The sequence below is a fragment of the Vibrio rhodolitus genome (assembly GCF_003350325.1).
Taxonomy (GTDB): domain Bacteria; phylum Pseudomonadota; class Gammaproteobacteria; order Enterobacterales; family Vibrionaceae; genus Vibrio; species Vibrio rhodolitus.
In genome coordinates, this window is record NZ_QLYZ01000018.1 from 93,260 (window position 1) to 104,913 (window position 11,654).

9 protein-coding genes are annotated in these 11,654 nt (G+C 44.6%); 4 read left to right on the top strand and 5 right to left on the bottom strand.

The features are described 5' to 3' along the window. Window positions 1-126: 126 nt before the first annotated feature. Window positions 127-381: a 30S ribosomal protein S6 modification protein gene (locus tag DPF93_RS16115; RefSeq protein WP_114767140.1), complete on the top strand. Its 255-nt coding sequence runs from the start codon at window positions 127-129 to the stop codon at window positions 379-381. Window positions 382-483: 102 nt separating this feature from the next. On the opposite strand, the gene yfaE is transcribed toward DPF93_RS16115, so the two are convergent. From yfaE to ubiG, 4 genes are all read right to left on the bottom strand, one after another. Further along, the gene (gene yfaE, locus DPF93_RS16120) at window positions 484-762 is read right to left on the bottom strand and encodes a class I ribonucleotide reductase maintenance protein YfaE (RefSeq protein WP_114767141.1); all 279 of its coding nucleotides are present in this window, start codon (window positions 760-762) and stop codon (window positions 484-486) included. Further along, complete coding sequence (gene nrdB, locus DPF93_RS16125) at window positions 762-1,895, bottom strand: class Ia ribonucleoside-diphosphate reductase subunit beta (RefSeq protein WP_075649642.1); 1,134 nt, start codon at window positions 1,893-1,895, stop codon at window positions 762-764. The genes yfaE and nrdB overlap by 1 nt, the downstream gene beginning before the upstream one ends. 83 nt (window positions 1,896-1,978) lie before the next feature. Beyond that, window positions 1,979-4,261, bottom strand: a complete 2,283-nt coding sequence (gene nrdA / locus DPF93_RS16130) for a class 1a ribonucleoside-diphosphate reductase subunit alpha (protein ID WP_114767142.1) — start codon at window positions 4,259-4,261, stop codon at window positions 1,979-1,981. A gap of 456 nt (window positions 4,262-4,717) precedes the next feature. Continuing rightward, entirely contained in the window at window positions 4,718-5,425 is a 708-nt protein-coding gene (ubiG, locus tag DPF93_RS16140; RefSeq protein WP_114767144.1) for a bifunctional 2-polyprenyl-6-hydroxyphenol methylase/3-demethylubiquinol 3-O-methyltransferase UbiG, read from the bottom strand. A gap of 279 nt (window positions 5,426-5,704) precedes the next feature. Between ubiG and gyrA the strand changes: the two genes are divergently transcribed. The 3 genes from gyrA (at window position 5,705) to DPF93_RS16155 (ending at window position 11,374) form a co-directional block, all read left to right on the top strand. Beyond that, complete coding sequence (gene gyrA, locus DPF93_RS16145) at window positions 5,705-8,347, top strand: DNA topoisomerase (ATP-hydrolyzing) subunit A (protein WP_114767145.1); 2,643 nt, start codon at window positions 5,705-5,707, stop codon at window positions 8,345-8,347. A 184-nt stretch (window positions 8,348-8,531) separates the two neighbouring features. Beyond that, window positions 8,532-9,161: a LysE family translocator gene (locus DPF93_RS16150; RefSeq protein WP_114767153.1), complete on the top strand. Its 630-nt coding sequence runs from the start codon at window positions 8,532-8,534 to the stop codon at window positions 9,159-9,161. Window positions 9,162-9,490: 329 nt separating this feature from the next. Further along, window positions 9,491-11,374: a methyl-accepting chemotaxis protein gene (locus tag DPF93_RS16155; RefSeq protein ID WP_114767154.1), complete on the top strand. Its 1,884-nt coding sequence runs from the start codon at window positions 9,491-9,493 to the stop codon at window positions 11,372-11,374. 39 nt (window positions 11,375-11,413) lie between these two features. Here DPF93_RS16155 and DPF93_RS16160 read toward each other — a convergent pair. Beyond that, the coding region (locus tag DPF93_RS16160; protein WP_164675382.1) for an integrase core domain-containing protein at window positions 11,414-11,654 on the bottom strand (241 nt) is incomplete at its 5' end.

Consider the following 11,654-nt stretch of genomic DNA (forward strand, 5'->3'; position numbering starts at 1 on the left):
AAAATCTTCTAAGTGCTAAGTCATTGCAATTTAGGGAAATTTTAAATTTCTCTAAATTGACACATGATCTTTGCTCAATTGATCTTAAACTAAAAGTTCTGAGCAGAAACGCACAAGGAGGGTGGTATGTTTCAGCAGTCTAAAATTTTGGTTTGGTATCAAGTAGCGAGTCAAAAAGTAGTCTTAGGCGAGGCATTTAATTCCAGCCACTACGACGTGCATTCACTCTGGCGCCGCACACCAGAAGAAGATCAATCAAATCAAGGGATGGGGTTTCGTTTATCTCTATTTGACGACGATGGTCGAGAAATTGCGGGCAAAGCCATTTCAATGGGAACTGCAGACCAATTGCTCTCAGGCACTTGTTTAAATGACGCCTAAGCGCATTGAGTGTTAGCTACTCTTGTTATTGATTTTAAAGACAAAAAGACCAGTCAGTTGACTGGTCTTTTTACTTTCTAACTTGTCAATTTCTAGCTTCGATTAAGCGCGTTTCTCTTTGAGTTTATACACCACATCTTCGAGTTCAACATCACTCTTGGCAAGGGTAATACAAGGTAAGATTTCGTCTGCTTGAGTATAAGCCATCGCAAAACCAACGTATTCGACATCACCAGACTTAAGCTTGCAGCGACAGGCGCCACAGTGACCGTCTCGGCAGTTGTATTCCACTTCCAAGCCTGCTTGCTCCATCGTCTCCAATAGAGTGTTGCTTGGGTTAGAAGCGATATTGACGATTCCGTTGATTTTGACGCTAGGCATTAAAGTTCGAAGTCCTTAAAGTCATCTGCTTTAACGTCACTTTCAATCTGACCTACTAGGTAAGATGAAATTTCCGCTTCCTGAGGCGCAACCTGTACGTTGTCTGAAGACAACCAAGCGTTGATCCAAGGGATCGGGTTAGACGTTGCTTCTGGGTAAGCCGCTGGTAGACCAACCGCTTGCATACGTACGTTAGTAATGTATTCAACGTATTGGCATAGAATATCTTTGTTAAGACCGATCATCGAGCCATCTTTGAATAGGTATTCTGCCCACTCTTTTTCTTGCTCAGCCGCTTCTTTGAATAGATCAAAACACTCTTGCTTACACTCTTCAGCAACTTGCATGAATGAGAAGTCATCTTGACCGTTACGCAGCAAGTTGATCATGTGCTGTGTGCCAGTAAGGTGCAGCGCTTCATCACGAGCGATTAGCTTGATGATTTTCGCGTTACCTTCCATCAGTTCACGTTCTGCAAAGGCAAATGAACATGCAAAACTTACGTAGAAACGAATCGCTTCTAGTGCGTTGACTGACATTAGACATACGTAAAGTTTCTTTTTCAGATCGTATAGGCTGATCTTAACTTCTTCGCCGCCAATCATGTGCGTACCTTCGCCTAGGCGGTGGTAGTCATTGGTCATTTGAATGAGGTCATCGTAGTAATGAGCAATGTCTTTAGCACGCTTTAGGATGTGCTCGTTCTCAACGATGTCATCGAATACGATACCAGGATCGTTAACGATGTTACGAATAATGTGCGTGTATGAACGTGAGTGAATTGTCTCAGAGAATGACCAAGTCTCAATCCACGTTTCTAGCTCTGGTAGTGATACTAGAGGGAGTAGGGCAACGTTCGGGCTACGACCTTGGATAGAATCCAACAGTGTTTGGTATTTCAAGTTCGAGATGAAAATGTGCTTTTCATGATCTGGAAGCTTGTTGTAATCGATTCGGTCGCTTGATACATCCACTTCTTCTGGACGCCAGAAGAAAGAAAGTTGTTTCTCGATTAGCTTTTCAAAGATCTCAAATTTTTGTTGGTCGTAACGCGCTACGTTAACCGATTGACCAAGGAACATTGGTTCTTTTAGTTGGTCATTTTTGTTTTGGTTAAAAGTACTGTAAGCCATGATGCCTCAATTCCTTTTAAGCCCCTCGAAGCTCAAGGGGCGAATGTTCGTTAAAGAAAAGTGTTGTCGACTTCAGACCTAAATTAGATCTTACAACCGCCGCCTGCGCAATCGTCATCAGCAGGTTGAACTGCGTCTTTCTGATCGTCTTTCGCGCCATCACGCGTGTTATGGTAGTACAGTGTTTTCACACCAAACTTGTACGCAGTCAGCAGGTCTTTTAGCAACTTAGTCATTGGCACTTTGCCACTTTCAAAGCTGCTTGGGTCGTAGTTCGTGTTCGCTGAAATAGCTTGGTCGACGAACTTCTGCATAATACCAACTAGGTGCAAGTACCCATCGTTTGAACCGATGTTCCATAGCAACTCATAGTTGTCTTTTAGGTTAACAAAATCAGGCACAACCTGTTTCAAGATACCGTCTTTAGACGCTTTAACCGAAACGTAGCCACGTGGCGGCTCGATACCGTTGGTTGCGTTTGAAATCTGAGATGAGGTCTCAGAAGGCATTAGCGCAGTCAGTGTCGAGTTACGTAGACCATGTTCCATGATCTCTTTACGAAGCTCATCCCAATCGTAGTGCAGTGGTTCGTCACAGATCAGGTCGATATCTTTCTTGTAAGTGTCGATCGGCAGTAGACCTTTCGCGTAGTTCGTTTCATTGAACAGCGGACACTTACCTTGTTCTTTCGCCAGTTCAACAGACGCTTTCAATAGGTGGTACTGAATCGCTTCAAATGTACGGTGCGTTAGACCATTTGCGCTACCATCAGAGTATTTCACGCCATGCTTCGCTAAGTAGTAAGCAAAGTTAATCACACCGACACCAAGAGTACGGCGGTTCATGGTTGACTTGTACGCCGCTGGAAGCGGGTAGTCTTGGTAGTCTAGTAGTGCATCTAGGGCACGGACCACAAGCTCAGATAGCTCTTTCAGATCATCAAGTTCGTTGATTGCACCTAGGTTGAACGCTGAAAGCGTACATAGCGCGATCTCACCTGAATCGTCTTCAACGTTAACCAATGGTTTAGTTGGTAGTGCGATTTCAAGACATAGGTTTGATTGACGTACTGGCGCAACTTCACAGTCGAATGGACTGTGTGTGTTACAGTGGTCAACGTTCTGAATGTAGATACGACCAGTTGAAGCGCGCTCTTGCATTAGCAAAGAGAACATTTCAATTGCTTTAACGGTTTCTTTCTTAACTGAAGGATCGTTTTCGTATTTCACGTACAGACGTTCGAACTCAGCTTGGTTCTCGAAGAATGCATCGTAAAGCCCTGGTACATCTGATGGTGAGAATAGTGTGATGTTGCCACCTTCCACTAAACGTTGGTACATCAGTTTGTTTAGCTGTACACCGTAGTCCATATGACGAACACGGTTTTCTTCAACGCCGCGGTTGTTTTTAAGTACAAGTAGCGAACGCGCTTCACCGTGCCACATAGGGTAGAACACAGTCGCTGCGCCACCACGAACACCACCTTGCGAACAACATTTTACTGCTGTTTGGAAGTATTTGTAGAACGGGATACAACCAGTGTGGAAAGCTTCACCGCCACGGATCTCAGAACCTAGTGCACGAATACGGCCTGCGTTGATACCGATACCAGCACGTTGAGAAACATAACGCACAATCGAGCTAGCCGTTGCGTTGATTGAATCTAAGCTATCACCACATTCGATCAGAACACATGAGCTGAACTGACGAGTAGGAGTACGTACACCAGACATGATTGGTGTAGGTAGAGAAATCTTAAATGTCGAAGTTGCGTCGTAAAAACGTTTGATGTAATCAAGACGTGTCTCTTTCGGGTATTTCGCGAATAGACATGCTGATACAAGAATATATAGGAACTGCGCACTTTCGTAGATTTCACCAGACACGCGGTTTTGCACGAAGTATTTACCTTCAAGCTGCTTTACTGCCGCGTACGAGAAATCAAGATCACGGTCGTGCTGAATGTATGAGTCTAGCTCTTCTAATTCAGCCTTGGTGTAATCTTCAAGAATGTGGTGGTCATACTTACCCATTTCAACTAAGCGAGAAACATGGTCGAACAGCTTAGGCGGCTCGTATTGACCATATGCTTTCTTGCGTAGGTGGAATACCGCCAAGCGCGCTGCTAAGTATTGATAATCTGGCGTTTCTTCAGATATCAGGTCAGCGGCAGACTTGATGATAGTCTCGTGAATGTCGGATGTAGTAATGCCATCGTAGAACTGGATGTGAGCTTTAAGTTCTACAAGTGATACCGAAACGTTGTTTAGACCTTCTGCTGCCCACGTAATCACGCGGTGGATTTTCTCTAGGTCAATAGTCTCTTTTCGGCCATCACGCTTTGTGACAGTGAGTTGTTGTTTCATTCTGCTTCATTTCCCTAACAAAACTGATGAAAGCCGTATTTTTGTGTAATTGTTGTAAATTAATATTCGGCTTTGTGATCAAAATCTATTTGTTAATTATAGTGCAAACACAAGATATAGGGGTCTTTGTCTCTGCGGGTTACAAGATAGTGCTATCGAGGGGTATTTTCAAGCTCAAGATCTTGCAGTTCCTGTGGATAACTAGTTAATTAAAAAAAAACAGTAAGTGAATACTAACCGATGAAATTAGGCGTGGCGTGACTGTAGGAAAATACGGTTTTTGATTCGGTTCTTTGTTAACCACAACGAAAAAAAAATATCTTGATCTTAGACAAAAAAAGGGAGTGAAAAAATTGCTGATTATTCTGGAATCAATCGCACGTAAATTATGCAAAATTCATTAAAAAAGGCGGGCACAATGTGCTACCGCCAGAGATCGAACAAATATTGACCAAGCTAGAATTTGCGGGTGTGAACGATGTAGTTAACGTCGACGTTACGCCCTAATTTATAGCTGTCTGTTAACGGATTGTAATGCAAACCTGTGATGCCATATTCGATAAGATCCGTTTGATCGATCATTTTGATCATCTCAGATGGACGAATGAATTTGTCGTGGTCATGGGTGCCTTCTGGCACGATTTTAAGTAGCTTTTCTGCGCCAACAATCGCAAATAGGTAAGATTTGATATTGCGGTTTAGTGTGGAGAAGAAAACGTGACCACCAGGCTTAACAAGAGCTGCGCAAGATTTGATCACTGAAAGTGGGTCAGGAACGTGTTCAAGCATTTCCATACAGGTAACCACATCATAATGACCGGCGTTTTCAAGTGCTTGGTCTTCAATCGTGCTTTGGATATAAGTCAGCTTCGTACCTGTCTCTAGCGCATGCAGGCGCGCAACTTCTAGAGGCTCTTTACCCATATCAAGACCAGTCACTATGGCGCCTTCTTTTGCCATGCTTTCTGCTAAAATGCCGCCACCGCAGCCCACATCAAGTACGGTTTTACCAAAAAGACCGTCGGCATTGTCTAAGACATAATTAAGACGCAGTGGGTTGATTTGGTGCAAAGGTTTAAACTCACCTTCGAGATCCCACCAACGGGAAGCCATCTCTTCAAACTTCTTGATCTCGTTTGGATCTACGTTTTGTTGTTTTGTCATAATCCATTTATCTATTTGGCAAACTTCGACGGGCATTATAGCGACAATTTTCAACCACTCAAAAGTGAATGGTTGTTTTCACTTAAGCTGGCTATAAAATGACCAGAATTCAGCAAGGTATGCAAGTTGTGTGCAAATAGTCAGCAGTTGATTCACAACCGACCTCACAACCTGATAAAAGGAGAGGGAAAGTGATGCCGAAGTGACGATTTGTGTGTTATATTTTTGCACCTTACACGTATCGTATTTACGATCTGATAATAGAGGGATAATGGCTCTATGAGCGATTTAGCTAAAGAGATCACGCCCGTAAACATTGAAGACGAGCTTCGAGGTTCGTACCTAGACTACGCGATGTCAGTAATCGTGGGTCGTGCTCTTCCAGATGTGCGTGATGGCCTAAAACCAGTACACCGCCGCGTTCTATTCGCGATGAATGTATTAGGCAACGATTGGAATAAACCATATAAAAAGTCTGCCCGTGTTGTTGGCGACGTAATCGGTAAATATCACCCGCATGGTGATAGTGCTGTGTACGACACTATCGTACGTATGGCGCAGCCGTTCTCACTACGTTACATGCTAGTCGACGGTCAAGGTAACTTTGGCTCGATCGATGGCGACTCTGCTGCAGCAATGCGTTACACCGAAGTTCGTATGTCGAAAATCGCACACGAACTATTGGCTGACTTAGACAAAGAGACTGTTGATTACGTACCTAACTACGACGGTACGGAACAAATTCCGGCAGTACTTCCAACTAAAATTCCAAACCTGCTGGTAAACGGTGCTTCTGGTATCGCAGTTGGTATGGCGACCAACATTCCGCCTCATAACCTAGGCGAAGTAATCGATGGTTGCTTGGCTTACATCAATAATGAAGAAATCACAATTGATGAGCTAATGGAATACATCCCTGGTCCTGACTTCCCAACAGCGGCGCTAATCAGCGGTCGTAAAGGCATTGTAGACGCGTACAAGACTGGTCGCGGTAAGATCTACATGCGTTCAAAAGCGGACATCGAAGTAGAGAAGAATGGTAAAGAAACCATTATCGTTACTGAGATCCCATACCAGGTGAACAAAGCTCGCTTAATCGAGAAGATTGCTGAGCTAGTTAAAGATAAGAAAGTTGAAGGCATTAGTGCGCTACGTGACGAATCTGACAAAGATGGTATGCGTATCGTTATCGAATGTAAGCGTGATGCAGTAGGCGAAGTGGTTCTAAACAACCTTTACGCGCAAACTCAGCTGCAAACTACATTCGGCATCAACATGGTTGCCCTAGATAATGGTCAGCCTAAACTCTTTAACCTAAAAGAGATGTTGAAGTGCTTCGTTAACCACCGTCGTGAAGTGGTGACTCGTCGTACTATCTACGAACTACGTAAAGCTCGTGAGCGTGCGCATATCCTTGAAGGTTTGGCGCTAGCACTAGCAAACATCGATGAAATCATCGACCTTATCCGTAACGCGCCAACACCAGCTGAAGCAAAAGCGGGTCTAGTTGCACGCGGTTGGGATCTTGGCAATGTAGCGGCAATGCTTGAGCGTGCTGGTACAGATGCTGCGCGTCCAGAGTGGCTTGAGCCACAATACGGTATCCGTGATGGTCAGTACTTCCTGACTGAACAACAAGCGCAAGCGATTCTAGATCTACGTCTACACAAATTGACCGGTCTAGAGCACGAGAAGATCCTAGACGAGTACAAAGTACTACTAGATGAAATCGCAGAGCTAATGCACATTCTTGCAAGCTCAGAGCGTTTGATGGAAGTGATTCGTGAAGAACTAGAAGCGGTACGTGATGGCTTTGGCGACGCTCGTCGTACTGAAATCACTGCGGCTAGCCACGACATTGACATGGAAGAGCTAATTGCACGTGAAGACGTAGTAGTGACTCTATCTCATGAAGGTTACGTGAAATACCAAATCCTAAGCGACTATGAAGCACAGCGTCGTGGTGGTAAAGGTAAGAGCGCAACTAAGATGAAAGAAGAGGATTACATCGAGCGTTTGCTAGTTGCGAATACTCATGACAACATCCTATGTTTCTCTACTCGTGGTAAGACATACCGTCTGAAAGTTTACCAGCTACCTCTAGCAAGTCGCACAGCGCGCGGTAAGCCTATCGTTAATATTCTGCCGCTAGAAGAAGGTGAGCGTATCACTGCTATTCTTCCTGTTTCGGAATTTAGCGCAGATAAGTTTATCTTTATGGCGACTGGCGACGGTACTGTTAAGAAGACGTCTCTAGACCAGTTTGCGAACGTACGTTCAAATGGTCTAATCGCCGTTAATCTACGTGATGATGATGCACTGATTGGTGTCGACATTACCGATGGTCAAAGCGATATCATGCTGTTCTCTAAAGCGGGTAAAGTTGTTCGCTTTAGCGAAGACAAAGTTCGTCCAATGGGTCGTACTGCGGCAGGTGTTCGTGGTATGAAACTCGCAGACGAAGACCAAGTTGTATCGTTAATTGTTCCTTCTAATGAAGGTGACATCTTAACAGTGACTGAAAATGGTTACGGTAAGCGTACTGAGCTTGCTGAGTATCCAATCAAAGGTCGTGCGACTCAAGGTGTTGTTTCTATCAAAGTTTCAGAACGTAATGGCCCTGTAGTAGGTGCTGTTCAAGTTGAAGAAGGCGATGAAATGATGATGATCACTGACGCAGGTACACTTGTTCGTACTCGCGTTGCTGAAGTAAGCCAGGTTGGTCGTAATACTCAAGGTGTTACACTAATCCGTACGGCTGCGGATGAGTCAGTGGTAGGTCTACAGCGTATCGATGAAATTGAAGAGTCAGAGCTGACGGAAGAGGGTGAAGAAGGCGAAGTAGTTGCAAATGAAGCAGCTCAAGCTGAAGCAAACTCAGATGCACCAGCGGACGATTCTGCAGAAGACTCTGCGGAATAAGACTTCAAATAGAAATAAAAACCGAGCCTCGCGCTCGGTTTTTTTATGTCTGATACCCAATAGAGAGACTCATCGCTAGACAAAGAGCGTAAATTCTGTTCAATTGATGTTTGTTACAAGGAAGTTAACAATTCGAAGTCTCCCGAGAGAGGGAGTTGTTATGATCAGCAAGGAGCAGATTAGTATGAGTTTAGAAACGTGGGCGCTCTATTTTGTCGCCATTTTAATTCTTACCGCGTCACCAGGACCAAGTTCATTATTGTGTATGACCAAAGGGGTGACACAAGGGTTTCGAGTTGGTGTATTTACTGCTCTTGGCAGCCTGAGTGCGATTACAATTATATTAACCTTGTCGTTTACTGGACTAGGGTTGATCATCGCTTCTTCAGAACTAGTCTTCAACGTGATTAAATACGTCGGCGCTGCGTATCTGATTTATTTGGGTATTCGAGCCATTATGTCTCGCGAAGAAGACTATCAGTTGCAACAGAGCCAAACAGGTCAAGAGCAATCACTGCTTAAACATTATGTGTCAGGCTTTATTGTTGGGAGCAGCAATCCCAAAGCTATCTTATTCTTCACCGCACTTTTTCCGCAATTTATTAGCCCCGAGCAATCACTGCTTAGTCAATATATTATCTTCACTGCCACGTTTATTGTGATGGAGTTTTCTTGGTTGGCGATTTACGCCTTCTTGGGCGCGAAATCTTCTAACTGGCTGTTCGCCAGAGGGCGCGCGAAGGTATTTAATCGTGTTACTGGCGGGGTATTTATTGGCGCAGGTACGGTTCTATCGACGGCAACCAAAGCCTGATTCTGGCACACTACAGTTTTGGTGAGTGCGAAAGTTAAGTAAGCCTTCAGCCTAGCGAAGCAGCAAATAGCACTCATTTTCCTTCCAAACGTCTTAATTTTTGGCAAGACACCCAATCGAAGTTTGGCTTGCCATTTTTTCCTCTTTCTTTAACCACTCTCATCTAATGATAATAGCGAAATAATTTATTAAATCAGTCTCATATTCTATTTTGGTGATATGTTCGCAAATTAACCTAAATATCTAAAAGTGTGGGAATTTTCGTGCAACTGTATTTTTTTGTAGCTAAAATTCGCGCACTTACTATTCTGTCTTGCTACAAAACATCAATGAATCTATCACTAAAACAAAAACTCATAGGTGCAAGCTTATTGGCGGTAGTGCTAATGGCGAGTGCCCTTACTTGGTTGTCTGCTGACCAGCTTTATCAACAAACGCGTAATGGCATGTATTCACGTGCGGAAAGTATGGCGAATACTGCTGCAACGGGTATTTCTGATTGGGTGACCATTCGCGAAGATATCGCATCTGCGTTTAATGGCTATGTTAACCAGTCGGATGTGGTGCCATTTCTCAAACAAGCTCGCATTGCAGGTGGCTTCGATGACATTTTCTTAGGTACGCCTGCGGGGGATATGTACCGCTCTCATCCTGAGCGTAACCGTGCCGATTACGATCCTCGTACTCGTCCTTGGTACTCTGACGCTAATCGCGCGGGTAAACAGGTGATTACTCCTGCTTATAAAGATGCGATTACCGGTTCACTTCTAGTAACAATCGCTGAACCGATCCGCCAAAACGGTCAGTTAGTTGGTGTAGTCGGTGCTGACGTTCTGATTGACCAACTGATCAACGACGTTATTAGCCTAGACGCAGGTAAAAATGCTTACGCGATGCTGATTGATAAGCAAACTGGTACCTTTTTAGCGCACCCTGACAAAAATCTGCTGTTAAAGCCAGTCAATTCACTGTCTCCAGAACTGAATATGGGGCTAGTTGAGAGTTATGCTGGTTCTGGTCAAATTAAGATCATCGAACGTAACGGCGTAGAAAAGCTATTTTACTTTAAAGCGGTACCACAAACAGATTGGCTGTTTGCGATCGAAATGGATCGTGAAACTGAACAAGCAGGTCATGCGACACTTTTAGCTGAGCTGCTAGTAACAGCATCTGTGATTACTATCCTAGTGGGTATCGCGGTGTCGTTCCTTGTTAGCTACTTGTTCCGCGACTTAGTACGTGTATCACAAGCACTAGAAGACATCGCCTCTGGTGATGCTGACCTAACTCAACGTCTTGTACCGCATAGCAATGATGAAGTCGGTCGCCTAGCAACGAGCTTCAATACATTCGTGGGTAATATGCATCAAATGGTCAGCAAACTGAGCATGGTATCAGCGTCATTAAGCGAACAAGCGAAAACGACCGCGCAGCAAGCGGAAGAGCGCAGCACGCGTATTCGTACTCAGCAAGATGAAATCAATATGGTCGCGACAGCGATCAACGAGATGGCTGCTGCGACGCAAGAGATCGCGGGCAACGCAGACAATACCGCTCAACAATCTTCACAAGCGGTAGAAGTGTGTGGACATGGTGGTCAGCAAGTCGTACAAACTCAATCATCTATTCAGAATCTCGCTCGTGAAGTAGAAGTGGCGACTCAAGTGATTCAAGAGCTTGAAGCGCATGGTCACAGCATTAATACGATTCTATCGACTATCCAAGGTATTGCAGAGCAAACCAACTTACTTGCATTGAACGCGGCGATTGAAGCGGCGCGCGCAGGTGAGCAAGGACGTGGTTTCGCTGTGGTAGCGGATGAAGTGCGCGTGTTAAGTCAGCGTACGCATTCATCGACGCAAGAGATTCAACAGATGATCGAAACCCTGCGTGCTACGACTGCAAAAGCGGTGGGCATTATGGGCGATAGCCGCCAGCTAGCCGATACTAGCGTGGTGGATTCAGATTCAGCGGCAGTGAGCTTAACGCAAATTCAAGCGGCAGTGGAAGTGATTAGCGACATGGCAACGCAGATTGCTTCAGCGGCGGAAGAGCAAGCATCGGTAACCTCAGAGATCACACGCAATACCATCGGTATTCGCGATGTATCACAAGACCTAGCCGATGAAGCCAATGAAGCGGCAGAGCAAGCTGCGCAACTGTCTCAGCTATCTTATGAGCTAGAGAGCGAGATCAAGCGCTTTAAACTGTAGTTATCCTGTCTCGTCCTAAAATACGTTGACAGTTTTATACTAAGCCAACTGCGTTAGCAGCTGGCTTTTTTCATGAACCTCATTTGGGGTTTTCATCCCGAGGCTAAGATGTGGTCTCATATTGTTATAGATACTAATAGACTCTTTTACTAGTTGGTTGAGCTCTTTGATGTCTTGACACCTATTGAGTAGGAACTCTTGTTTTAGTATCCCATTGACTCTCTCTGCTAACGCATTCTGGTAGCAGTCATACCCATCGGTCATGGATGGCTTTATATCT

Coding starts and splice junctions, on each gene's coding strand:
- DPF93_RS16115 (WP_114767140.1), top strand. CDS start 127: ATGTTTCAGCAGTCTAAAATTTTGGTTTGGTATCAAGTAGCGAGTCAA.
- yfaE (WP_114767141.1), bottom strand. CDS start 762: ATGCCTAGCGTCAAAATCAACGGAATCGTCAATATCGCTTCTAACCCA.
- nrdB (WP_075649642.1), bottom strand. CDS start 1,895: ATGGCTTACAGTACTTTTAACCAAAACAAAAATGACCAACTAAAAGAA.
- nrdA (WP_114767142.1), bottom strand. CDS start 4,261: ATGAAACAACAACTCACTGTCACAAAGCGTGATGGCCGAAAAGAGACT.
- ubiG (WP_114767144.1), bottom strand. CDS start 5,425: ATGACAAAACAACAAAACGTAGATCCAAACGAGATCAAGAAGTTTGAA.
- gyrA (WP_114767145.1), top strand. CDS start 5,705: ATGAGCGATTTAGCTAAAGAGATCACGCCCGTAAACATTGAAGACGAG.
- DPF93_RS16150 (WP_114767153.1), top strand. CDS start 8,532: ATGAGTTTAGAAACGTGGGCGCTCTATTTTGTCGCCATTTTAATTCTT.
- DPF93_RS16155 (WP_114767154.1), top strand. CDS start 9,491: ATGAATCTATCACTAAAACAAAAACTCATAGGTGCAAGCTTATTGGCG.